The sequence below is a fragment of the Streptomyces acidicola genome (assembly GCF_009377235.1).
Classification (GTDB): domain Bacteria; phylum Actinomycetota; class Actinomycetes; order Streptomycetales; family Streptomycetaceae; genus Streptomyces; species Streptomyces acidicola.
The window spans coordinates 1-19,318 of the sequence record NZ_VMNX01000105.1 but is presented as its reverse complement, the minus strand read 5'-3'; the positions used below and the strand labels follow the sequence as shown (position 1 = coordinate 19,318).

Annotated in this window: 32 protein-coding genes; 2 read left to right on the top strand and 30 right to left on the bottom strand. The window is 66.6% G+C overall.

The window, feature by feature from the left end:
- Nucleotides 1-155 precede the first annotated feature (155 nt).
- The 28 genes from rpsK to rpsJ form a co-directional block, all read right to left on the bottom strand.
- Nucleotides 156-560 (bottom strand): 30S ribosomal protein S11, encoded by a 405-nt coding sequence (gene rpsK, locus FPZ41_RS25320; protein WP_003956432.1) that lies wholly within the window; start codon nucleotides 558-560, stop codon nucleotides 156-158.
- Between the two features lie 66 nt (nucleotides 561-626).
- Nucleotides 627-1,007 carry a 30S ribosomal protein S13 gene (gene rpsM / locus FPZ41_RS25315; RefSeq protein WP_152865998.1) on the bottom strand — a complete coding sequence of 127 codons (381 nt, stop codon included), beginning with the start codon at nucleotides 1,005-1,007 and terminating at the stop codon, nucleotides 627-629.
- 231 nt (nucleotides 1,008-1,238) lie between these two features.
- Nucleotides 1,239-1,352, bottom strand: a complete 114-nt coding sequence (gene rpmJ, locus FPZ41_RS25310) for a 50S ribosomal protein L36 (protein ID WP_003998809.1) — start codon at nucleotides 1,350-1,352, stop codon at nucleotides 1,239-1,241.
- Between the two features lie 65 nt (nucleotides 1,353-1,417).
- On the bottom strand, nucleotides 1,418-1,639 hold the full coding sequence (gene infA, locus FPZ41_RS25305) for a translation initiation factor IF-1 (protein ID WP_003948620.1): 222 nt from the start codon (nucleotides 1,637-1,639) through the stop codon (nucleotides 1,418-1,420).
- A 194-nt stretch (nucleotides 1,640-1,833) separates the two neighbouring features.
- Nucleotides 1,834-2,670 (bottom strand): type I methionyl aminopeptidase, encoded by an 837-nt coding sequence (map, locus tag FPZ41_RS25300; RefSeq protein WP_152865996.1) that lies wholly within the window; start codon nucleotides 2,668-2,670, stop codon nucleotides 1,834-1,836.
- 224 nt (nucleotides 2,671-2,894) lie between these two features.
- Complete coding sequence (locus FPZ41_RS25295; protein ID WP_152865995.1) at nucleotides 2,895-3,557, bottom strand: adenylate kinase; 663 nt, start codon at nucleotides 3,555-3,557, stop codon at nucleotides 2,895-2,897.
- The gene (gene secY, locus FPZ41_RS25290) at nucleotides 3,557-4,870 is read right to left on the bottom strand and encodes a preprotein translocase subunit SecY (protein WP_322620695.1); all 1,314 of its coding nucleotides are present in this window, start codon (nucleotides 4,868-4,870) and stop codon (nucleotides 3,557-3,559) included. Before secY ends, FPZ41_RS25295 begins: the two co-directional genes overlap by 1 nt.
- A gap of 234 nt (nucleotides 4,871-5,104) precedes the next feature.
- Nucleotides 5,105-5,560, bottom strand: coding sequence for a 50S ribosomal protein L15 (gene rplO / locus FPZ41_RS25285; RefSeq protein WP_131564564.1), 456 nt, complete (start codon nucleotides 5,558-5,560; stop codon nucleotides 5,105-5,107).
- A 2-nt stretch (nucleotides 5,561-5,562) separates the two neighbouring features.
- Nucleotides 5,563-5,745 carry a 50S ribosomal protein L30 gene (rpmD, locus tag FPZ41_RS25280; RefSeq protein WP_055553514.1) on the bottom strand — a complete coding sequence of 61 codons (183 nt, stop codon included), beginning with the start codon at nucleotides 5,743-5,745 and terminating at the stop codon, nucleotides 5,563-5,565.
- A complete protein-coding gene (rpsE, locus tag FPZ41_RS25275; protein ID WP_030860989.1) occupies nucleotides 5,745-6,350 on the bottom strand; it encodes a 30S ribosomal protein S5 in 606 nt (201 codons plus the stop codon). The genes rpmD and rpsE overlap by 1 nt, the downstream gene beginning before the upstream one ends.
- A gap of 35 nt (nucleotides 6,351-6,385) precedes the next feature.
- Entirely contained in the window at nucleotides 6,386-6,769 is a 384-nt protein-coding gene (gene rplR, locus FPZ41_RS25270) for a 50S ribosomal protein L18 (protein WP_152865994.1), read from the bottom strand.
- Between the two features lie 3 nt (nucleotides 6,770-6,772).
- Nucleotides 6,773-7,312 (bottom strand): 50S ribosomal protein L6, encoded by a 540-nt coding sequence (gene rplF, locus FPZ41_RS25265; RefSeq protein ID WP_131564568.1) that lies wholly within the window; start codon nucleotides 7,310-7,312, stop codon nucleotides 6,773-6,775.
- Between the two features lie 24 nt (nucleotides 7,313-7,336).
- Complete coding sequence (gene rpsH / locus FPZ41_RS25260) at nucleotides 7,337-7,735, bottom strand: 30S ribosomal protein S8 (protein ID WP_131564570.1); 399 nt, start codon at nucleotides 7,733-7,735, stop codon at nucleotides 7,337-7,339.
- A gap of 211 nt (nucleotides 7,736-7,946) precedes the next feature.
- Nucleotides 7,947-8,132 (bottom strand): type Z 30S ribosomal protein S14, encoded by a 186-nt coding sequence (locus tag FPZ41_RS25250; RefSeq protein WP_003948630.1) that lies wholly within the window; start codon nucleotides 8,130-8,132, stop codon nucleotides 7,947-7,949.
- 5 nt (nucleotides 8,133-8,137) lie between these two features.
- Nucleotides 8,138-8,695: a 50S ribosomal protein L5 gene (rplE, locus tag FPZ41_RS25245; RefSeq protein ID WP_053661885.1), complete on the bottom strand. Its 558-nt coding sequence runs from the start codon at nucleotides 8,693-8,695 to the stop codon at nucleotides 8,138-8,140.
- Nucleotides 8,695-9,018: a 50S ribosomal protein L24 gene (gene rplX / locus FPZ41_RS25240; RefSeq protein ID WP_131564574.1), complete on the bottom strand. Its 324-nt coding sequence runs from the start codon at nucleotides 9,016-9,018 to the stop codon at nucleotides 8,695-8,697. The genes rplE and rplX overlap by 1 nt, the downstream gene beginning before the upstream one ends.
- A 2-nt stretch (nucleotides 9,019-9,020) precedes the next feature.
- Nucleotides 9,021-9,389, bottom strand: a complete 369-nt coding sequence (rplN, locus tag FPZ41_RS25235; protein WP_003998823.1) for a 50S ribosomal protein L14 — start codon at nucleotides 9,387-9,389, stop codon at nucleotides 9,021-9,023.
- A gap of 261 nt (nucleotides 9,390-9,650) precedes the next feature.
- Nucleotides 9,651-9,938: a 30S ribosomal protein S17 gene (gene rpsQ / locus FPZ41_RS25230; RefSeq protein ID WP_131564577.1), complete on the bottom strand. Its 288-nt coding sequence runs from the start codon at nucleotides 9,936-9,938 to the stop codon at nucleotides 9,651-9,653.
- On the bottom strand, nucleotides 9,938-10,162 hold the full coding sequence (gene rpmC / locus FPZ41_RS25225) for a 50S ribosomal protein L29 (RefSeq protein ID WP_030174543.1): 225 nt from the start codon (nucleotides 10,160-10,162) through the stop codon (nucleotides 9,938-9,940). Before rpmC ends, rpsQ begins: the two co-directional genes overlap by 1 nt.
- Complete coding sequence (gene rplP, locus FPZ41_RS25220) at nucleotides 10,162-10,581, bottom strand: 50S ribosomal protein L16 (RefSeq protein WP_152865993.1); 420 nt, start codon at nucleotides 10,579-10,581, stop codon at nucleotides 10,162-10,164. Before rplP ends, rpmC begins: the two co-directional genes overlap by 1 nt.
- A gap of 5 nt (nucleotides 10,582-10,586) precedes the next feature.
- Entirely contained in the window at nucleotides 10,587-11,411 is an 825-nt protein-coding gene (gene rpsC / locus FPZ41_RS25215) for a 30S ribosomal protein S3 (protein ID WP_010036723.1), read from the bottom strand.
- Nucleotides 11,411-11,758, bottom strand: a complete 348-nt coding sequence (rplV, locus tag FPZ41_RS25210) for a 50S ribosomal protein L22 (RefSeq protein WP_131564583.1) — start codon at nucleotides 11,756-11,758, stop codon at nucleotides 11,411-11,413. The genes rpsC and rplV overlap by 1 nt, the downstream gene beginning before the upstream one ends.
- Nucleotides 11,759-11,801: 43 nt before the next feature.
- The gene (gene rpsS, locus FPZ41_RS25205; protein WP_003992359.1) at nucleotides 11,802-12,083 is read right to left on the bottom strand and encodes a 30S ribosomal protein S19; all 282 of its coding nucleotides are present in this window, start codon (nucleotides 12,081-12,083) and stop codon (nucleotides 11,802-11,804) included.
- A gap of 12 nt (nucleotides 12,084-12,095) precedes the next feature.
- Nucleotides 12,096-12,932: a 50S ribosomal protein L2 gene (gene rplB, locus FPZ41_RS25200; RefSeq protein WP_131564585.1), complete on the bottom strand. Its 837-nt coding sequence runs from the start codon at nucleotides 12,930-12,932 to the stop codon at nucleotides 12,096-12,098.
- Nucleotides 12,933-12,972: 40 nt separating this feature from the next.
- The gene (gene rplW, locus FPZ41_RS25195; protein WP_152865992.1) at nucleotides 12,973-13,392 is read right to left on the bottom strand and encodes a 50S ribosomal protein L23; all 420 of its coding nucleotides are present in this window, start codon (nucleotides 13,390-13,392) and stop codon (nucleotides 12,973-12,975) included.
- Nucleotides 13,392-14,051 carry a 50S ribosomal protein L4 gene (gene rplD / locus FPZ41_RS25190; protein WP_152865991.1) on the bottom strand — a complete coding sequence of 220 codons (660 nt, stop codon included), beginning with the start codon at nucleotides 14,049-14,051 and terminating at the stop codon, nucleotides 13,392-13,394. The genes rplW and rplD overlap by 1 nt, the downstream gene beginning before the upstream one ends.
- Before the next feature lie 8 nt (nucleotides 14,052-14,059).
- The gene (gene rplC, locus FPZ41_RS25185; RefSeq protein WP_030571197.1) at nucleotides 14,060-14,704 is read right to left on the bottom strand and encodes a 50S ribosomal protein L3; all 645 of its coding nucleotides are present in this window, start codon (nucleotides 14,702-14,704) and stop codon (nucleotides 14,060-14,062) included.
- A gap of 16 nt (nucleotides 14,705-14,720) precedes the next feature.
- Nucleotides 14,721-15,029 (bottom strand): 30S ribosomal protein S10, encoded by a 309-nt coding sequence (gene rpsJ / locus FPZ41_RS25180; protein ID WP_003948644.1) that lies wholly within the window; start codon nucleotides 15,027-15,029, stop codon nucleotides 14,721-14,723.
- A 615-nt stretch (nucleotides 15,030-15,644) separates the two neighbouring features.
- Between rpsJ and FPZ41_RS25175 the strand changes: the two genes are divergently transcribed.
- Nucleotides 15,645-17,627, top strand: a complete 1,983-nt coding sequence (locus tag FPZ41_RS25175) for an ATP-binding protein (protein WP_152865990.1) — start codon at nucleotides 15,645-15,647, stop codon at nucleotides 17,625-17,627.
- On the opposite strand, the gene FPZ41_RS25170 is transcribed toward FPZ41_RS25175, so the two are convergent.
- Entirely contained in the window at nucleotides 17,624-17,812 is a 189-nt protein-coding gene (locus tag FPZ41_RS25170; protein WP_152865989.1) for a DUF397 domain-containing protein, read from the bottom strand. The genes FPZ41_RS25175 and FPZ41_RS25170 overlap by 4 nt on opposite strands.
- Nucleotides 17,809-18,657, bottom strand: coding sequence for a helix-turn-helix domain-containing protein (locus tag FPZ41_RS25165; protein ID WP_131564596.1), 849 nt, complete (start codon nucleotides 18,655-18,657; stop codon nucleotides 17,809-17,811). The genes FPZ41_RS25170 and FPZ41_RS25165 overlap by 4 nt, the downstream gene beginning before the upstream one ends.
- Before the next feature lie 139 nt (nucleotides 18,658-18,796).
- On the opposite strand from FPZ41_RS25165, the gene FPZ41_RS25160 reads away from it, so the two are divergent.
- On the top strand, nucleotides 18,797-19,288 hold the full coding sequence (locus FPZ41_RS25160; protein ID WP_322620694.1) for an ATP-binding protein: 492 nt from the start codon (nucleotides 18,797-18,799) through the stop codon (nucleotides 19,286-19,288).
- Nucleotides 19,289-19,318 lie beyond the last annotated feature (30 nt).

Here is a 19,318-nt window from a genome sequence, read left to right as displayed (position 1 = left end):
GGGCGATACGACCCCAAAGGGTCGTACCGCCCGGAAACCGCGAAAGCCCGAGGCGTCAGACGCGACGACGCTTCGGCGGACGGCAGCCGTACTGCGACATGTGGGGGATAACCCCCACACCCCCAGCAGGAAGCCGAGTCACCGTGCCCGAGGCGTCAGACGCGACGACGCTTCGGCGGACGGCAGCCGTTGTGCGGGGTGGGGGTGACGTCCTGGATGGAGCCGACCTCGAGACCGGTCGCCTGCAGCGAACGGATGGCCGTCTCACGACCCGAACCCGGGCCCTTCACGAAGACGTCGACCTTGCGCATGCCGTGCTCCTGCGCGCGACGGGCGGCCGACTCGGCAGCCATCTGCGCGGCGAAGGGGGTCGACTTGCGCGAGCCCTTGAAGCCGACGTGGCCGGCGGAGGCCCAGGAGATCACGTTGCCGGACGGGTCCGTGATCGAAACGATGGTGTTGTTGAACGTGCTCTTGATGTGCGCGTGGCCGTGAGCGACGTTCTTCTTTTCCTTGCGGCGCACCTTCTTGGCAGCGCCCTGACGACCCTTGGGGGGCATCTATAACTCCTACGGGAGGTGGTCGGTCCTACAGCGAAGACCGCTGGACGGCGAGTCCGCTGCGGACTACTTCTTGCCCGGCTTCTTCTTGCCGGCGATGGCGCGACGCGGGCCCTTGCGAGTGCGGGCGTTGGTGCTGGTGCGCTGACCGCGGACGGGCAGACCACGGCGGTGGCGCAGACCCTGGTAGCAGCCGATCTCGACCTTGCGGCGGATGTCGGCCTGGATCTCGCGACGGAGGTCACCCTCGGTCTTGATGTGGTTGTCCACGTACTCGCGGATCTTGACGAGCTCTTCCTCGGTCAGATCGCGAACACGGGTGTTCGGGTTGATGCCGGTCTCGGCCAGCGTCTGCTGCGACAGGGTCCGGCCGATGCCGAACACGTAGGTGAGGGCGACCTCCACGCGCTTGTCGCGCGGGATGTCAACACCGGAAACGCGTGCCATTCAATGGCTCCAGTTGATACTCGGAGGTCTTCCACAGAGCCGCCTCCCAGCCGCCGGCCTCTTCACGCTGCTCAAAGGATGCAGCCGAAGATTAGGTACGGACTGGGTCCCCGGCCTCCGAACCGGGGGTGTCAGGCACCGTCTGGCGCCTGGGCCCTGCGTATGAACAAATTCAGCTCGCGTCGCGCGAATCTCTGCGATGTCGATGCAGAGGGAGCGATCGATCGTGCGTCAGCCCTGGCGCTGCTTGTGGCGCGGGTTCTCGCAGATGACCATGACCCGACCGTGACGGCGGATCACCCTGCACTTGTCGCAGATCTTCTTGACGCTCGGCTTGACCTTCATGGGATGTGAGGTTCTCCGGGTCAGTTGCCGGCGGACCCGCGGGAAACACGGGACCTGGGCAAGATCTACTTGTAGCGGTAGACGATCCGGCCACGCGTCAGGTCGTACGGAGACAGCTCCACCACTACCCGGTCGTCAGGGAGGATGCGGATGTAGTGCATACGCATCTTGCCGCTGATGTGTGCCAGGACCTGGTGGCCGTTCTGGAGCTCGACCTTGAACATGGCGTTCGGCAGAGACTCGACGACAGTGCCCTCGATCTCGATGGCACCTTGCTTCTTGGCCACGCTTCGCCCTTCGAATCGACTACCTAGATCGGCCCCGGGCGACCGCATGCGGGCATACGGGAACACGAGAGCCGACGAGTCAGTCTACGTCAGCCCTCCCGGAAACACGAATCGAGAAGGCTGCCCACGAAGCGAGATCGTTATGCCGGGGTGCCGGGAGAGTGCGGGGAGTGCGGCCGCGGGCAGTCGCTCCGTTACGCCAGCGGATCGGGCGCCGCGGTGACCCCGTACTCCGCCAGCTTCGCCTTCCCCCCGTCGGGAGCGGTGAGCACGAGCGGCCCCGCCTCCGTCAGCGCCACCGAGTGTTCCCAGTGCGACGACCACGTACCGTCCGTCGTGATGACGGTCCAGTCGTCTTCCAGCACCTTGGTCCTCGGCGTCCCCAGCGACACCATGGGCTCGATCGCCAGGCAGAACCCGGGCACCAGCTTCGGCCCCTTGCCCCGCCGCCGGTCGACGTAGTTCAGCAGGTGCGGGTCCATGTGCATCTCGGTGCCGATGCCGTGCCCGCCGTAGTCCTCGACGATCCCGTACTTGCCGCCGCCCGGCTTCGGCTGGCGCCGGATGTACGTCTCGATCGCCTTGGAGACGTCCACGAGCCGGTGCCCCTGCTTCATCGCCGCGATGCCGGCCCACATCGACTCCTCGGTGACCCGGGACAGCTCGATGAGCTCCGGAGCGTGACCGGAGCCCACGAAGGCGGTGAACGCCGCGTCCCCGTGCCAGCCGTCGATGATCGCGCCCGCGTCGATCGAGATGATGTCGCCGTCCTTGAGGACGACCTCGTCGCTCGGGATGCCGTGGACGACGACCTCGTTCACGGAGGTGCAGATGGTGGCGGGGAAGCCGCCGTAGCCCAGGAAGTTCGGCTTGGCCCCGTATTCGGCGATCACCTTGCGGGCCACGTCGTCGAGGTCCTTGGTGGTGGCACCCGGCACGGCCGCCTCACGGGTGGCCGCGTGGATGGCGGCGACGACCAGCCCAGCCTCGCGCATCTTGGCGATCTGCTCGGGGGTCTTGATCTGCACCATGGGGGCTACGGCCTTTCTGGACCGGAGAAAAGACGGACCCTTCAACAATACGGGGGACGGACACCCAGCCAGTCCGGCGCTTGAGGACGAGGCCGGTCAGGCCGAAAGCGGGGGTCTGGGGACGCAGCCCCCAGAGACGACACCCCACAGAGACGGCGCCACCCACCCGCACACTTCGGCCGCGGCTCCCCGGAGGGACACCGCGGCCGAAGTAACCAGCTCGACTACTTGTCGTCGTCCTCGCGCTTCAACGCTTCCATCGCGCGCTCGGTGACCTCTTCCACCTTGCCGAGCGCGGAGATCGTCACCACCAGGCCCTGGGCCTTGTAGTAGTCGATGATCGGCTCGGTCTGCGTGTGGTAGACCTCCAGCCGCTTGCGCACGGTCTCCTCGGAGTCGTCGTCGCGCTGGTACAGCTCGCCGCCGCACACATCGCAGACGCCCTCCTCCTTCGGTGCCTTGTACGACACGTGGAAGACGTGCGACGAGTCGTTCCGGCAGATGCGGCGGCCGGCGATCCGCTTGACGACCTCGTCCTCGGGGACCTCCAGGTCCAGCACCGCGTCCAGCTTCATGCGCTCGGCGGTGAGCATCTCGTCCAGCGCCTCGGCCTGCGAGACGTTCCGCGGGAAGCCGTCGAGCAGGAAGCCGCTCGCGGCGTCCGGCTGCTCCATGCGGTCCTTGGCCATCGCGATGGTGACCTCGTCCGGCACCAGCTCGCCCTTGTCCATGAAGGACTTCGCGAGTTTGCCGAGCTCCGTCTGCTGGCTGATGTTCGCACGGAAGAGGTCGCCCGTGGAGATGTGCGGGATCGACAGGTTCTTGGCAAGGAACGCGGCCTGCGTTCCCTTGCCGGCACCGGGCGGCCCGACGAGGACGATTCGCATCAGCGGAGGAACCCTTCGTAATTGCGCTGCTGAAGCTGGCTCTCGATCTGCTTCACCGTCTCCAGACCCACACCCACGATGATCAGGATGCTGGTTCCGCCGAACGGGAAGTTCTGGTTTGCCCCGAAACCAGCCAACGCCATCGTTGGGACGAGAGCGATGAGCCCCAGATACAGCGAGCCCGGCCAAGTGATCCGGTTGAGCACGTACGAGAGGTACTCAGCGGTCGGCCGACCAGCCCGGATGCCCGGGATGAAGCCACCATACTTCTTCATGTTGTCCGCGACTTCCTCGGGGTTGAACGAGATGGCCACGTAGAAGAAGGCGAAGAAAACGATGAGGAAGAAGTAGAGGGTGATGTGCGCGGGCGCCGCCGTGTCCGCCAGATTCTGCTGGATCCACGTCGCCCAGCCCGCCTGAGAATTCGAGAACTGGACGATCAGTGCGGGAATGTAGAGCAGCGACGAGGCGAAGATGACGGGGATCACACCCGCCTGGTTCACCTTCAGCGGGATGTACGTCGAGGTACCGCCGTAGGAACGGCGGCCGATCATGCGTTTCGCGTACTGCACCGGGATACGGCGCTGGGCCTGCTCGACGAAGACCACGAGCGCGACCATGACCAGGCCGACGGCGATGACGGTGCCGAACTCGATCCAGCCGTCCGCCAGGTTGCCCTGCTTCTTGATCGCCCACAGCGCGGACGGGAAGGTGGCGGCGATCGAGATGAACATCAGGATCGACATGCCGTTGCCGATGCCGCGGTCGGTGATGAGCTCACCGAGCCACATGACGACGGCCGTACCGGCGGTCATCACGATCACCATCGTGATCGTGGTGAAGATCGAGCGGTCCGGGACGATGGAGCTCGCCATGGTGCAGTTCGAGAACAGCGAGCCGCTGCGGGCGGTGGCCACCAGACCCGTGCCCTGGAGAATCGCCAGGGCGACCGTGAGGTAGCGCGTGTACTGTGTGATCTTCGCCGTACCGGCCTGGCCCTCCTTCTTGAGGGCTTCGAGGCGCGGGATCACGACGGTCAGCAGCTGCAGAATGATGCTCGCCGTGATGTACGGCATGATGCCGAGCGCGAAGACCGTGATCTGGAGCAGCGCGCCGCCGCTGAACATGTTGACCAGACCGAACAAACCTTGGTTCTGGTTCGCCTGGTCGATGCAGAACTGGACGGCTGTGTAGTCCACGCCCGGGATCGGGACGTGCGTACCGATCCGGTAGAGCACGATGATGCCGAGCGTGAAGAGCAGCTTCTTGCGCAGGTCGGGCGTCCTGAACGCCCGGGCGAACGCGGTGAGCACGGTGCCTCCTGCGACCCCCGCGCTACTGCGTCAAGGGTGACGGTCTTGAGGTTCGACGAATATGTAACGGCCAACTGCCGCTCAGGGTGCCCCATGTGGCGCACTCTGTGAAAGATGGCAGTGCAGGCCACCTTACCGGCGAGACTGCCCCCTCGGAACGACCAACCGGGGATACCCCTTTTGTGGGGCATCCCCGGTGGGATCGTTCAGGTCATCAAGACGCCTGCCGTGATGTCAGACGAGCTCGGTGACGGTACCGCCGGCGGCGGTGATCTTCTCCTTGGCGGAGCCGGAGACGGCGTCGACCGTCACCTGCAGCGCCACGGAGATCTCGCCCTGGCCGAGGACCTTGACGAGGCTGTTCTTGCGGACGGCACCCTTGGCGACCAGGTCGGCAACGGTGACCTCCCCACCCTCGGGGTAGAGGGCGGAGAGCTTGTCCAGGTTCACGACCTGGTACTCCGTCTTGAACGGGTTCTTGAAGCCCTTCAGCTTCGGGAGGCGCATGTGGAGCGGCATCTGGCCACCCTCGAAGCGCTCCGGAACCTGGTAACGGGCCTTCGTACCCTTGGTACCACGACCGGCCGTCTTACCCTTCGACGCCTCACCACGACCGACACGGGTCTTGGCGGTCTTGGCGCCCGGGGCGGGACGGAGGTTGTGGATCTTGAGCGGGTTCTGCTCCGCCATGATCAGTCGACCTCCTCGACCGTCACGAGGTGGCGGACGGTGTGCACCATGCCGCGGAACTCGGGGCGGTCCTCCTTGACGACCTGCGTGTTGATGCCCTTGAGGCCAAGGGAGCGCAGGGTGTCACGGTGGTTCTGCTTGCTGCCGATGTACGACTTCGTCTGCGTGACCTTGAGGCGAGCCATCACACACCCGCCCCGGCACGCGCACGCAGCAGGGCCGCGGGGGCGACGTCCTCGAGCGGCAGACCACGGCGGGCCGCGATCTCCTCGGGACGCTGCAGACCCTTCAGGGCCGCAACGGTCGCGTGCACGATGTTGATCGCGTTGTCGGAGCCGAGCGACTTCGACAGAACGTCGTGGATACCGGCGCACTCCAGCACGGCACGCACCGGACCACCGGCGATAACACCGGTACCGGGGGACGCGGGCTTGAGCAGCACGACGCCGGCAGCCTTCTCACCCTGGATCGGGTGCGGGATGGTGCCCTGGATCCGGGGGACCTTGAAGAAGTGCTTCTTGGCCTCCTCAACGCCCTTGGCGATGGCGGCCGGCACCTCCTTCGCCTTGCCGTAACCGACACCCACGGTGCCGTCACCGTCGCCCACCACGACCAGCGCGGTGAAGCTGAAGCGACGACCACCCTTCACAACCTTGGCGACGCGGTTGATCGCGACTACGCGCTCAACGTACGCGGTCTTCTCGGCGGCAGCTGCGCCGCCGTCACGGCCCTTCCGGTCCCGCCGCTCGCCGCCACCGGCACCGCCACCGCGGCGCTGGGGTCCAGCCATTGGATTACCTCTCTCTTTCCGCTAGCTACAGCGGCTCAGAACTTGAGCCCGGCTTCGCGGGCGGCGTCCGCCAGGGCGGCGATGCGCCCGGCGTACTGGTTGCCACCACGGTCGAACACGACGGCCTCGACACCGGCGGCCTTGGCACGCTCGGCGACCAGGGCGCCGACCTGCTTGGCCTGCGTGGACTTGTCGCCCTCGCCACCGCGGACCGACGAGTCCAGGGTGGACGCCGACGCCAGGGTGTGACCCTTCAGGTCGTCGATCACCTGCGCCACGATGTGGCGGTTGGAACGGGTCACGACCAGACGGGGGCGCTCCGCCGTACCGTTGATCCGCTTGCGGATCCGGATGTGACGGCGCTTGATCGCGGCGCGCTTGTAGGCGTCGCCCTTGAGGATCTTCTGCCCGTATGCCATGGCTTACTTACCCGCCTTTCCGACCTTGCGGCGGATGACTTCGCCCTCGTACTTGACGCCCTTGGCCTTGTACGGGTCGGGCTTGCGGAGCTTGCGGATGTTGGCCGCGACCTCGCCGACCTTCTGCTTGTCGATGCCCTCGACCGAGAAGCGGGTGGGGGCCTCCACCTTGAAGGTGATGCCCTCGGGCGCCTCGACGGTGATCGGGTGGCTGTAACCGAGGGCGAACTCCAGGTTCGAGCCCTTCGCGGTCACGCGGTAACCGACACCGCTGATCTCGAGCTTCTTCACGTAACCCTGGGTCACGCCGGTGATCATGTTCGCCACCAGCGTGCGGGACAGGCCGTGCAGGGCCTTGTTCTGACGCTCGTCGTTGGGGCGGGTCACCTGCAGGGTGCCGTCCTCGCCCTTGGCGATGTCGATCGGCGCCGCAACGGTGTGGGTCAGCGTGCCCTTGGGGCCCTTGACCGCGACCGTACGGCCGTCGATGGTGACGTCCACGCCGGCGGGAACCGCGATGGGGAGCTTGCCGATGCGCGACATAGCTGTTTCCTCCGTTCCCTTCTGCTACCAGACGTAGGCGAGGACTTCCCCACCCACGCCCTTCTTGCCGGCCTGCTTGTCGGTGAGGAGCCCGTGGGACGTGGAGATGATCGCCACGCCAAGGCCGCCGAGCACCTTCGGCAGGTTGGTGGACTTCGCGTACACCCGGAGACCGGGCTTGGAGATGCGCTTGATGCCCGCGATGGAGCGCTCACGGTTGGGGCCGAACTTCAGCTCCAGGACGAGGCTCTTGCCGACCTCGGCGTCCTCGACCTTCCAGCCCGTGATGAAGCCCTCCTGCTGGAGGATCTCCGCGATGTGAGACTTGATCTTCGACGCCGGCATCGTCACGGAGTCGTGGTACGCCGAGTTCGCGTTTCGCAGACGCGTAAGCATGTCTGCGATCGGATCAGTCATGGTCATGAATTGGCCTTCGGCCTCTCTCGCCGGGGTTTCCTGGTGTGCCATCCCTCTCCCCGATCCGAGACGGGGCGGGTGCGGCACGGTGGACCTACGGCGTAGTAAGTCGTATGGGCGTCAGGCGCCCAACCCTCCAAGCCTATGCCATGGAGAGGTGGGCCCCTGACAGTGCCCGTTACTTACCGAGAGCTTCCGGAATCCCTGATTACTGGGATTACCAGGAGCTCTTGGTCACGCCCGGCAGCTCGCCACGGTGAGCCATCTCACGAAGGCAGACGCGGCACAGGCCGAACTTGCGGTACACGGAGTGGGGACGGCCGCAGCGCTGGCAGCGCGTGTAGCCACGCACGCCGAACTTGGGCTTGCGAGCAGCCTTCGCGATCAGAGCCTTCTTCGCCATCTCGCTCACGCCTCCTTGAAGGGGAAGCCGAGGTGACGAAGGAGCGCGCGGCCCTCAGCGTCGTTGGTCGCCGTGGTGACCACGGTGATGTCCATACCCCGGACGCGGTCGATCTTGTCCTGGTCGATCTCGTGGAACATGACCTGCTCCGTGAGACCGAAGGTGTAGTTGCCACGGCCGTCGAACTGCTTGGGGGACAGACCACGGAAGTCGCGGATGCGCGGGAGCGCGAGCGACAGGGTGCGGTCCAGGAACTCCCACATGCGGTCGCCACGGAGCGTGACGTGGGCACCGATCGGCTGGCCCTCACGCAGCTTGAACTGCGCGATGGACTTGCGGGCCTTGGTGACGGCCGGCTTCTGACCGGTGATCGTGGTGAGGTCGCGGATGGCGCCCTCGATCAGCTTGGAGTCGCGGGCGGCGTCGCCCACACCCATGTTGACCACGATCTTGACGAGGCCGGGGACCTGCATGACGTTCTCGTACTTGAACTCGTCACGCAGCTTGCCCGCGATCTCCTCGCGGTACTTCGTCTTCAGACGCGGAGTGGTGGTGGTAGCCATCAGATGTCCTCACCCGTCCGCTTGGCAACGCGGATCTTGTTGCCCTCGTCGTCGAAGCGGTAACCGACACGCGTGACGACCTTGTTGCCGTCCTTCTCAACGACCAGCTGGACGTTGGAGACGTGGATCGACGCCTCGGTCGTGACGATGCCACCGGCCTGCGAACCCTTGGCGGTCGGGCCGGCCTTGGTGTGCTTCTTGACCCGGTTGACACCCTCGACCAGAACACGGTCCTCGCGGGGGTAGGCCGCGATGACCTTGCCCTGCTTGCCCTTGTCCTTGCCGGTGATGACCTGGACCAGGTCGCCCTTCTTGATCTTCATGCTTACAGCACCTCCGGAGCCAGCGAGATGATCTTCATGAACTTCTTCTCGCGCAGCTCACGCCCGACCGGGCCGAAGATGCGGGTGCCGCGAGGGTCGCCGTCGTTCTTCAGAATGACGGCGGCGTTCTCGTCGAAGCGGATGTACGAGCCGTCCGGACGACGGCGCTCCTTGACGGTGCGAACGATGACCGCCTTGACGACGTCACCCTTCTTCACGTTGCCACCGGGGATCGCGTCCTTGACGGTGGCGACGATGACGTCACCGATGCCCGCGTAGCGGCGACCGGAGCCACCGAGCACACGGATGCAAAGGATTTCCTTCGCTCCCGTGTTGTCGGCGACACGCAGTCGCGACTCCTGCTGGATCACGTCTATCTCCTGATCGTCTGCCGGTTCCCTCCGGAGTTGAGGCCGGAGAGCCTGGCGGAACTGTCCTGCGGGTTGTTCCCGCAGGAATTACTTGGGCCTCTACAGGCGGAAACCCGCGCCGGGAGCCGGGGCAGTGCCCCGGCGGGGCCGGTCACAGGGCGGCCGGGGTTCCACGAGTCGCCTCGCGGAACTCCGCACCGGACCTGCGCCCGGACCCCTGGCTCCTGGCGGGGGGTCAGCAGGGGCTTCAGCCCCCGCTTGTTACTTCGCCTTCTCGAGGATCTCGACGACGCGCCAGCGCTTCGTCGCGGACAGCGGCCGGGTCTCCATGAGGAGGACGCGGTCGCCGACACCCGCGGCGTTCTGCTCGTCGTGGGCCTTGAGCTTGTTCGTACGGCGGATGACCTTGCCGTACAGGGCGTGCTTCACCCGGTCCTCGACAGCGACGACGACGGTCTTGTCCATCTTGTCGCTGACGACCAGACCCTCACGGGTCTTGCGGAATCCGCGCGCCTCGGTCTTCTCTGCAGTCACGTTGCTCTCGCTCATCAGGCGCTCTCCACCGTTTCGATGCCCAGCTCACGCTCGCGCATCAGGGTGTAGATCCGCGCGATGTCCTTGCGGACCGCCTTCAGACGGCCATGGTTCTCGAGCTGCCCCGTCGCCGCCTGGAAGCGGAGGTTGAACAGCTCTTCCTTGGCCTCGCGGAGCTTCCCGAGAAGCTCCTCGTTGCCCAGCTCGCGCAGCTCGGACGCCTTGGTACCGGCCGACATCACGCTTCACCTGCCTCGCGCTTGACGATCTTGCACTTCATCGGCAGCTTGTGAGCCGCACGGGTCAGGGCCTCGCGCGCGATCTTCTCGTTGGGGTACGACAGCTCGAACATCACGCGTCCGGGCTTGACGTTGGCGATCCACCACTCCGGAGAACCCTTACCGGAACCCATGCGGGTCTCGGCGGGCTTCTTGGTGAGGGGACGGTCCGGGTAGATGTTGATCCAGACCTTGCCGCCACGCTTGATGTGACGCGTCATGGCGATACGAGCGGCCTCGATCTGACGGTTCGTCACGTACGCCGGGGTCAGCGCCTGGATACCGTACTCGCCGAACGCAACCGTCGTGCCACCCTTGGCAGCACCGCTGCGCCCCGGGTGGTGCTGCTTGCGGTGCTTGACCCTACGGGGGATCAGCATGTCGGTCAGGCCTCCGTTCCGGTGCTCTCAGCCGGAGCGGCGGCAGCGGGAGCCTCGGCCTTGGGGGCCTCGGCGCCGGCAGCCTGCTGCGGCTTGCGACCGCGCCGCTCGCCACCGCGGCCACCACGGGCCGGGCGGTCGGCACCGCCACGCGCCGGGCGGTTACCCGCACGGGCGGCAGCGTTCTCGGCGCGGACCTCGGCGATGTTCTTGACGTCGCCCTTGTAGATCCAGACCTTCACACCGATGCGGCCGAAGGTCGTCTTGGCCTCGAAGAAGCCGTAGTCCACGTTCGCGCGGAGCGTGTGCAGGGGCACACGGCCCTCGCGGTAGAACTCCGAGCGGGACATCTCGGCGCCGCCGAGGCGGCCACCGCACTGGATCTTGATGCCCTTGGCGCCGGCCTTCATGGCGGACTGCATGCTCTTGCGCATGGCCCGACGGAAGGAGACGCGGGAGGAGAGCTGCTCGGCGACGGCCTGGGCAACCAGCTGAGCGTCGGTCTCGGGGTTCTTGACCTCGAGGATGTTCAGCTGGACCTGCTTGCCCGTGAGCTTCTCGAGGTCGCCGCGGATGCGGTCGGCCTCGGCGCCACGGCGGCCGATGACGATGCCCGGACGCGCGGTGTGGATGTCCACGCGGACGCGGTCACGGGTGCGCTCGATCTCCACCTTGGAGATACCGGCGCGCTCCATGCCGGACGTCATCATCCGACGGATGGCGACGTCTTCCTTGACGTAGTCCTTGTACAGCTTGTCGGCGTACCAACGCGACTTGAAGTCGGTCGTGACACCGAGCCGGAACCCATGCGGGTTTACCTTCTGGCCCATTACCGGGTTCCTTCCTTGCTGCTGACGACCACGGTGATGTGGCTGGTCCGCTTGCGGATCCGGTAGGCACGGCCCTGGGCACGCGGACGGAACCGCTTCAGGGTCGGGCCTTCGTCGACGTACGCCTCGCTGATGAACAGCGAGGTGGCGTCCGTGTGGTCGTAGTTGTGCGCGGCGTTGGCGATGGCGCTGTCGAGCACCTTGCCGACCGGCACGGAGGCTGCCTGCGGAGCGAATCGCAGAACAGCCTGGGCCTCCGTGGCGTCCATGCCACGGATGAGGTCCACCACACGGCGGGCCTTCATGGGCGTGACGCGGATGTACCGCGCCTGGGCCCTGGCGTCCATGGTTGTCCCTTCAGTTTCTTACGTGTCTGAATGCGATCCGCTACTAGCGGCGCTTCGACTTCCGGTCGTCCTTGACGTGGCCCCGGAAGGTGCGCGTCGGCGAGAACTCGCCGAGCTTGTGGCCGACCATCGACTCGGTGACGAACACCGGGATGTGGGTCTTGCCGTTGTGCACCGCGAGCGTGTGGCCGAGCATGGCCGGCACGATCATGGAGCGACGGGACCAGGTCTTGATGACGTTCTTGGTGCCGGCTTCGTTCTGGGCGTCCACCTTCTTGATCAGGTGGTCGTCGACGAAGGGCCCCTTCTTGAGACTGCGCGGCATCTAAACCCGCTCCTAGCGCTTCTTGTTCGTCTTGCGGCGGCGGACGATGTACTTGTTCGACGCCTTCTTGGGCGAACGAGTACGACCTTCCTTCTGACCCCAGGGGCTGACCGGGTGGCGACCACCGGAGGTCTTGCCCTCACCACCACCGTGGGGGTGGTCAACCGGGTTCATCGCCACACCGCGAACGGTCGGGCGGACGCCCAGCCAGCGCTTGCGGCCGGCCTTGCCCCAGTTGATGTTGCTCTGCTCGGCGTTGCCGACCTCGCCGACGGTGGCGCGGCAGCGCACGTCGACCAGGCGGATCTCACCGGACGGCATGCGGAGGTGGGCCATCTGGCCCTCCTTCGCGAGCAGCTGCACGGAGGCACCGGCGGAGCGGGCGAACTTGGCGCCGCCACCCGGACGAAGCTCCACGGAGTGGATCGTCGTACCGACCGGGATGTTGCGGAGCGCCAGGTTGTTGCCGGGCTTGATGTCGGCGCCGGGACCGTTCTCGATCCGGTCGCCCTGTCCGAGGCCCTTGGGGGCCAGGATGTAGCGCTTCTCGCCGTCCGCGTAGTGCAGGAGCGCGATGCGCGCGGTGCGGTTGGGGTCGTACTCGATGTGCGCGACCTTCGCCGGCACGCCGTCCTTGTCGTGACGACGGAAGTCGATCACGCGGTAGGCGCGCTTGTGGCCACCACCCTGGTGGCGGACAGTCACACGACCCGAGTTGTTACGGCCGCCCTTGCTGTGCAGGGGGCGGACCAGCGACTTCTCCGGCGTGGACCGCGTGACCTCGACGAAGTCGGCGACGCTGGAGCCGCGACGGCCCGGCGTAGTCGGCTTGTACTTGCGGATTCCCATTTCTCAGTCCTCGTCCGATATCGGACGATCCGGACCTCCGTCAGGAGGTCGGACCGCCGAAGATGTCGATACGGTCGCCCTCGGCAAGGGTCACGATCGCGCGCTTGGTGGACGCGCGCTGACCGAAACCGGTCTTGGTGCGCTTGCGCTTGCCAATGCGGTTGATCGTGTTGACCCCGGTGACCTTGACCTGGAAGACCGCCTGGACGGCCTGCTTGATCTGGGTCTTGTTGGCGTTCGGGTCGACGATGAACGTGTATTTGTTCTCGTCGAGGAGCGCGTAGCTCTTCTCCGACACGACCGGCTTCAGCAGGACGTCACGGGGGTCCGTGTACGACTTGCTCGCCGGGGTGACGACAGTGTTCTTGCCCTCGGTGGCGTGGCGGCGCGCCTTGGCGACGCGCGCGGCCTTGGCGGCCTTGGCGGCCTTCGAGGCGATGGAGGGGTGACGGGTAGCCATCAGACCTCGCTCCCTTCGGTGTCGTTGGCCTTCTGCGGGCCGGCGACGAAGGACTCGAGAGCGCCCTTGGTGAAGACCACGTCGTCCGAGACGATCACGTCGTACGTGTTCAGCTGGCCCGGCTCCAGGATGTGGACCTGGGGCAGGTTGCGGGCGGACAGCCACGCGGCCTCGTCGGCGCGCTCGACGACCAGGAGCAGGTTCTTGCGCTCCGAGATCTTGCCGAACAGGCTCTTGGCGGCCTTCGTGGAGGGGGTCTCGCCCTCGATCACGCCGGTGACGACGTGAATGCGGTTGGCGCGGGCCCGGTCGGTGAGGGCGTGGCGCAGGGCCGCGGCCTTCATCTTCTTCGGGGTCCGCTGCGAGTAGTCACGCGGCTGCGGGCCGTGCACGACGCCACCACCGGCGAACTGCGGCGCGCGGGTCGAGCCCTGACGGGCGCGGCCGGTGCCCTTCTGGCGGTACGGCTTCTTGCCGCCACCACGGACCTCGCCACGGGTCTTGGTCTTGTGCGTGCCCTGACGGGCAGCGGCGTTCTGCGCGACGACGACCTGGTGGATCAGCGGAATGCTGACCTTCTCCACACCGAAGATCTCCGCGGGGAGCTCGACGGTACCGGCCTTCTCGCCGGCAGGCGAAAGGATGTCAACAGTGCTCATCGGTTACCTCAGGCCCCCTTGGCCGCGGTGCGGACCAGGACGAGGCCGCCGTTCGGACCGGGAACCGCGCCCTTGATGAGCAGCAGACCCTTCTCCGCGTCAACGGCGTGGACGGTCAGGTTCTGGGTGGTGACCCGCTCGTTGCCCATGCGACCCGCCATGCGGAGGCCCTTGAACACACGGCCCGGGGTGGCGCAGCCACCGATGGAACCGGGAGAGCGGTGCTTGCGCTGGGTGCCGTGCCCGGCGCCGAGGCCACGGAAGTTGTGGCGCTTCATGACACCGGCGAAGCCCTTGCCCTTGCTCTTGCCGGTGACGTCGACCTTCACGCCGGCCTCGAAGACCTCGGCGGTGACTTCCTGGCCGAGGGTGTACTCGGAGGCGTCCGCCGTACGGATCTCGACGAGGTGACGACGGGGGGTGACGTCGGCCTTGGCGAAGTGACCCTTGAGGGGCTTGTTCACCTTGCGCGGGTCGATCTCGCCGAAGGCGATCTGGACCGACTCGTAGCCGTCGACGTCGTTGGTACGAACCTGGGTCACGACGTTGGGGCCGGCCTTGACGACGGTGACCGGAACAACACGGTTGTTCTCGTCCCACACCTGCGTCATGCCGAGCTTCTCGCCCAGGATGCCCTTGATCTGCTTAGCCATTCTCAGCCCACCAGCCTCAGAGCTTGATCTCGATGTCGACACCGGCCGGGAGGTCGAGTCGCATCAGAGAGTCAACGGTCTTGGGGGTCGGGTCGAGAATGTCGATCAGGCGCTTGTGCGTGCGCATCTCGAAGTGCTCGCGCGAGTCCTTGTACTTGTGCGGCGACTTGATGACGCAGTACACGTTCTTCTCAGTGGGCAGCGGCACCGGGCCCGCGACCGACGCACCAGTGCGGGTCACCGTCTCGACGATCTTCTTCGCCGAGGAGTCGATGACCTCGTGGTCGTAGGCCTTGAGCCGGATGCGGATCTTCTGTCCCGCCATGGCTACTTCGTAGTCCTGTCTCTCTTTACGCTCCGGAACCCGGTGTTCCCTTGACTTCCTCCGACCCACGCGGTCGGGTGTGTCGCGCTCCCGCCGACACAGATGTCCCTTGTTCGAACATCCCTACCGGGGTGGCGCGGCCCTACCAGAACCGCGGACCGGAGGCTGAGCAGCGTGTTTCCGCCGCCGAAGGCCCACCGGGTGCCTGGCCGGTGCCGCGCTCACACTTCCCGGAAGATTCCCGTACGTCCGCTCCAGCGCTGCCTCACGGCAGTTGGGGCGACGAGTACTGTGGGACTCGCTTCCAGTCCTCCCGGCGGGAGGCGCGCAGCATCAACACTCGACCGAGCAACCCCGCTAGTCTGCCATACGGGGCGCGGCGCTGGCCAATCGGGGCGTAGAGGGTACCCGGAGGGTGACGTGGGTCAAACCTGGGGCGGTCTGGGTGGGTGTACGGGGCGCGCGGAGCACCCTGCTGGCTAATCATCGCTGGTTGATCATCCTGGCGAGTGATTCCCCTGCGGTTCCGCACGCGCGGCAAGGCAGGGAAACACAGACTGGCCTCCCCAGACGCGGTTCGCAGCATGGGGATCGCACAGCGAGAAAGGCCACGTCATGGTGAAGGTGCGACTGGAGACCAGCAGGGAGCACATCGCGGAGCTGGCCCGGTTACGGGACCCCGTCGGCGCCGTCGAAGAGCTGATCTGGAACGCCCTCGACGCCGACGCCGAGCGTGTCGTGGTCACACTGGAGCGCAACGACCTCGGTGGCGTGGACCGGGTCCGCGTCCAGGACGACGGAAGCGGCATGTCCGCCGAGCATTGCGAGGAGTACTTCCGTCCCATCGGCGCCTCGTGGAAGAAGCGCGCGAAGGGCACCCCGGAGCAAGGCCGCGCCCTGCACGGCAAGAACGGACGCGGCCGGGTGCGTGCCTTCGCTCTGGGCACCCGGGTGCGCTGGACCAGCGTCAGCGAGGCTCAGGGGGTGCGGCAGCAGCTGGTGATCGAGGCGGACCGGCACTCCATGAACGAGTTCGACATCGGCGATCCGGAGCCCACGGCCGACCCCGCCGGCACGCTCTTCGAGGCGTTCGGCGGCGAGGAGCTGGATGTGCTGGGTGAGTGCCGTGCCAGGTCGTCGCTTACCGCGGCCTTCGCCACATACCTGGAAAGATATCCGGACGTGCGCATCGAGTACGACGGCCAGGAGCTCGACCCCGCGGCGGAACAACTGCACGTACGCGACTACGTGCTGCCCTCTCCCTCCGGCCGGACCGGCGAACCGGCTCGCTTGAAGATCGTCGAATGGCGCAGGCCTGTCCCCCGCGCCCTCTTCCTCTGCGACGGCGAGGGCATGTCCCGCGCCCAGCTCAAGCCCGGCATCCAGGCCCCTGGCTTCGAGTTCACCGCGCATCTGAGCTGGGCAGGGTTCGACGAGGTCGACTCCGAGGAGCTTGCGTTCACGGACTGGGCGCCGGAGGGGCCGTTGGCCGAGGTGCTCGGCGCGGCCCGCGACAAGCTCCGGTCCCACTTCCGGGTGCGGGTGGACGAACGGCGGCAGGAACAGGTCGCCGAGTGGCAGCAGGAGGGCGTCTACCCCTACGCAGGACGGCCCACGGATGCACGTGAGCGTGCCGAACGCGAGACCTTCGACGCCGTGGCGACGACGGTCTTCCGCCACCTCCCCAGGTCCACAGGCACCCGGAAAACTGCCTTCGCACTGCTCCGCTCCGTACTCGCGCACGAGCCCTCGGACGTCCTGCGCATCGCGGAAGAGCTGTTCAGCCTCTCCAAGCAGGAACGGGAACAGCTCAACCGGCTCCTCGACCGCACCCCGTTGTCGGCGCTCGTCAAGGCGTCGACGGGGGCGACGAACCGGCTCGACTTCCTCGCGGCCCTGGAGCATCTCGTCTTCGACCCCGAAGCCAGGAACCGCGTCAAGGAGCGCTCGGAACTCCACCGAGTCCTGGAGAACGAATGCTGGGTCTTCGGCGAGGAGTACAGCCTGCATGTAAGCGATCGCAGCCTCAACGAGGTGTTGCGGCCGCACTGTCAACTGCTGGGCCGGGAAGAGCCGTCGGGCGCATCGGTGCTGCGCGACGACGGACGTCGCGGAATCGTCGACCTGATGCTGTCGCGCGCCTCGCGGCACCGGCTCGATGAGCGGCACCACCTGGTGGTCGAACTCAAGCGCCCCGGACTCGTTCTGGGATCGGCCGAGTTCGAGCAGCTCAGCAGCTACGCACAGGCTGTGCGGAAAGACGACAGGTTCCGGGATACCAGCACCACCTGGGACTTCTGGCTCGTCGGCAACGACATGACGGACACCCTCCGGGAACTGGCACACCAGCCGCACAACCCGCCGGGCTGCGCACTCAACCAGCCGACGTACCGGATCTGGGTGCGCACCTGGGGCGAGCTCTTCCAGGACTGCGAGGCCCGGCTCCGCTTCTACCGGGAACACCTGGAATACCAGTCCACCACCGAACACGCCATGGACTACCTCGTCCGCAACCACGGCGACGCGGTGGCGGGGCTCGTCGCCGACGGCACGATCCCCACCGCGCGGAGCGGCAACGAGGCGAGCGTGACGCCTTAGCCGAGAGCGGCGTACGACACGAAGTCGGCCCAGGCACCGGGGGCGAAGGTGAGGCGGGGGCCCTCGGTGTTCTTGGAGTCGCGGATGTGGATGGTGGTGGGGGTGTTGGCTATTTCGACGCAGTCGCCTGCCTCGCCGCTGCTGCTGTAGCTGCTCTTGAACCAGTGGAGTTCCGAGGCGTTCATAGTCTCCCCAGCGCGTGCTCGATGAAGGCCAGCGACTCCCTCGGAGTGAGAGCCTGGGCGCGGATCATGCCATACCGCAGCTCAAGGATACGAAGCTCCCGGAGGTTGGAGACCGGGCGCCCGTTGAACGCGCCTTCGGAACGCCCAACCGCCGTGCCGTCGGCGAACTTCAGCACCTCGATCAGGCCCTGCGTTCCGGCGTGCTCCTCGCGGTCGGTCGGCATGACCTGAAGCGTGACGTTGCGCAACCGCGCCACCTCCAGGAGGTGTTCGAGCTGCCCGCGCAGCACCATTTTCCCACCGAGAGGGCGTTCCAGCGTCACCTGTTCCTGCACAAAGCTGAGCGTCGGCGCGGGCTCCCGCTCGAAGACCGACTTCCGGGCCATGCGAGCGGCGGTCTCCCGCTCCACCACGTCCGACGAGTACGCGGGCTGCCTCATCTCGAACAGCGCCCGCGCGTACTCCGGCGTCTGCAACAGGCCATGGATGTTGTGGTTGCTGTAAAGCAGCACCTCAACCGCCCGGTCCTCCAACGCCTTCAGCTCCCGCACCTTCTTCGGATACCGAGCCTTCTCCATGTCCTCCTTGAACGCCTTGAGATGCCCTCCCGCGTTCAGGAGCTCATCCGCTCGGTCCAGAAACTCCGGTCGGGGAATCCGTGCCCCGCGCTCGATCTTGCGGACCATGTCCTCGCCGTACCCGAGGGCATCGCCGAGATCGGACGCCCGCAATCCGGCGGCCTCCCTGCAGAACTTCACCAGGCGCCCCACGGCCTCCACCAACGGCGCGCTCTCGTCCCCCGGTTCGAGGTCCCAACCCGCCTCGTCCACACCTTCGTTACTCATAGCCACCCACCTCCAACGCGCAGCCGTACCCGTACGGCACCGGGACAGCCGAGACAGAACAGGACAACAGCGAGACGGTGACCGTACGTACAGGCCGGATTACAGTTCAGCGTAAGCAGATTCCGCCACGCTGAGTGACGTGATTCAAGAAACCGCCCGCTCCGCGCCCCAACTCGACGACTCCACTCGCAACTTCAGCGTGCTGCTGTCCTCCACGCCACGCGGAGCCCGTCTCGCACGCCTCCTGGCCACCGAGCAACTCCGCACCTGGGGACTCCCGTTGCACCCGGCGGACCTCGTGGTGGCCGAGTTCGCGGCCAACGCCGCCACCCACGGCCGGGTCCCCGGCCGCGACTTCCGCCTCACGCTCTATGTCGTCGGCGACGCCCTGCGCATCGAGGTCACCGACACCCGGGGCGACCGTCTGCCGCAGCTCGGGGCGGCTGGGCCGGACGCCGAGTCCGGCCGAGGGCTGCTCCTCGTCGAGACCTTGGCCTACCGCTGGGGCACCACGGACGGACCGTACCCGCGCAAGACGATCTGGGCGGAAATCGCCCTGCCACCGGCACCGAAGCCCGCCCGCGTGTGCTCCGGTGCCGTGCGCGGTCTTTCCCAAGAAACATCAGAGTGAAAGAACCCTCACCAAGCCCCACCCCTCCCG

Excerpts from the sequence above, each read along its gene's own strand:
- rpsK (WP_003956432.1), bottom strand. The coding sequence starts at position 560 with ATGCCCCCCAAGGGTCGTCAGGGCGCTGCCAAGAAGGTGCGCCGCAAG.
- rpsM (WP_152865998.1), bottom strand. The coding sequence starts at position 1,007 with ATGGCACGCGTTTCCGGTGTTGACATCCCGCGCGACAAGCGCGTGGAG.
- rpmJ (WP_003998809.1), bottom strand. The coding sequence starts at position 1,352 with ATGAAGGTCAAGCCGAGCGTCAAGAAGATCTGCGACAAGTGCAGGGTG.
- map (WP_152865996.1), bottom strand. The coding sequence starts at position 2,670 with ATGGTGCAGATCAAGACCCCCGAGCAGATCGCCAAGATGCGCGAGGCT.
- FPZ41_RS25295 (WP_152865995.1), bottom strand. The coding sequence starts at position 3,557 with ATGCGAATCGTCCTCGTCGGGCCGCCCGGTGCCGGCAAGGGAACGCAG.
- rplO (WP_131564564.1), bottom strand. The coding sequence starts at position 5,560 with ATGGCGGAGCAGAACCCGCTCAAGATCCACAACCTCCGTCCCGCCCCG.
- rpmD (WP_055553514.1), bottom strand. The coding sequence starts at position 5,745 with ATGGCTCGCCTCAAGGTCACGCAGACGAAGTCGTACATCGGCAGCAAG.
- rpsE (WP_030860989.1), bottom strand. The coding sequence starts at position 6,350 with ATGGCTGGACCCCAGCGCCGCGGTGGCGGTGCCGGTGGCGGCGAGCGG.
- rplR (WP_152865994.1), bottom strand. The coding sequence starts at position 6,769 with ATGGCATACGGGCAGAAGATCCTCAAGGGCGACGCCTACAAGCGCGCC.
- rplF (WP_131564568.1), bottom strand. The coding sequence starts at position 7,312 with ATGTCGCGCATCGGCAAGCTCCCCATCGCGGTTCCCGCCGGCGTGGAC.
- rpsH (WP_131564570.1), bottom strand. The coding sequence starts at position 7,735 with ATGACCATGACTGATCCGATCGCAGACATGCTTACGCGTCTGCGAAAC.
- FPZ41_RS25250 (WP_003948630.1), bottom strand. The coding sequence starts at position 8,132 with ATGGCGAAGAAGGCTCTGATCGCGAAGGCTGCTCGCAAGCCCAAGTTC.
- rplE (WP_053661885.1), bottom strand. The coding sequence starts at position 8,695 with ATGGCTACCACCACCACTCCGCGTCTGAAGACGAAGTACCGCGAGGAG.
- rplX (WP_131564574.1), bottom strand. The coding sequence starts at position 9,018 with ATGAAGATCAAGAAGGGCGACCTGGTCCAGGTCATCACCGGCAAGGAC.
- rpsQ (WP_131564577.1), bottom strand. The coding sequence starts at position 9,938 with ATGAGCGAGAGCAACGTGACTGCAGAGAAGACCGAGGCGCGCGGATTC.
- rpmC (WP_030174543.1), bottom strand. The coding sequence starts at position 10,162 with ATGTCGGCCGGTACCAAGGCGTCCGAGCTGCGCGAGCTGGGCAACGAG.
- rplP (WP_152865993.1), bottom strand. The coding sequence starts at position 10,581 with ATGCTGATCCCCCGTAGGGTCAAGCACCGCAAGCAGCACCACCCGGGG.
- rpsC (WP_010036723.1), bottom strand. The coding sequence starts at position 11,411 with ATGGGCCAGAAGGTAAACCCGCATGGGTTCCGGCTCGGTGTCACGACC.
- rplV (WP_131564583.1), bottom strand. The coding sequence starts at position 11,758 with ATGGACGCCAGGGCCCAGGCGCGGTACATCCGCGTCACGCCCATGAAG.
- rpsS (WP_003992359.1), bottom strand. The coding sequence starts at position 12,083 with ATGCCGCGCAGTCTCAAGAAGGGGCCCTTCGTCGACGACCACCTGATC.
- rplB (WP_131564585.1), bottom strand. The coding sequence starts at position 12,932 with ATGGGAATCCGCAAGTACAAGCCGACTACGCCGGGCCGTCGCGGCTCC.
- rplW (WP_152865992.1), bottom strand. The coding sequence starts at position 13,392 with ATGGCTACCCGTCACCCCTCCATCGCCTCGAAGGCCGCCAAGGCCGCC.
- rplD (WP_152865991.1), bottom strand. The coding sequence starts at position 14,051 with ATGAGCACTGTTGACATCCTTTCGCCTGCCGGCGAGAAGGCCGGTACC.
- rplC (WP_030571197.1), bottom strand. The coding sequence starts at position 14,704 with ATGGCTAAGCAGATCAAGGGCATCCTGGGCGAGAAGCTCGGCATGACG.
- rpsJ (WP_003948644.1), bottom strand. The coding sequence starts at position 15,029 with ATGGCGGGACAGAAGATCCGCATCCGGCTCAAGGCCTACGACCACGAG.
- FPZ41_RS25175 (WP_152865990.1), top strand. The coding sequence starts at position 15,645 with ATGGTGAAGGTGCGACTGGAGACCAGCAGGGAGCACATCGCGGAGCTG.
- FPZ41_RS25170 (WP_152865989.1), bottom strand. The coding sequence starts at position 17,812 with ATGAACGCCTCGGAACTCCACTGGTTCAAGAGCAGCTACAGCAGCAGC.
- FPZ41_RS25165 (WP_131564596.1), bottom strand. The coding sequence starts at position 18,657 with ATGAGTAACGAAGGTGTGGACGAGGCGGGTTGGGACCTCGAACCGGGG.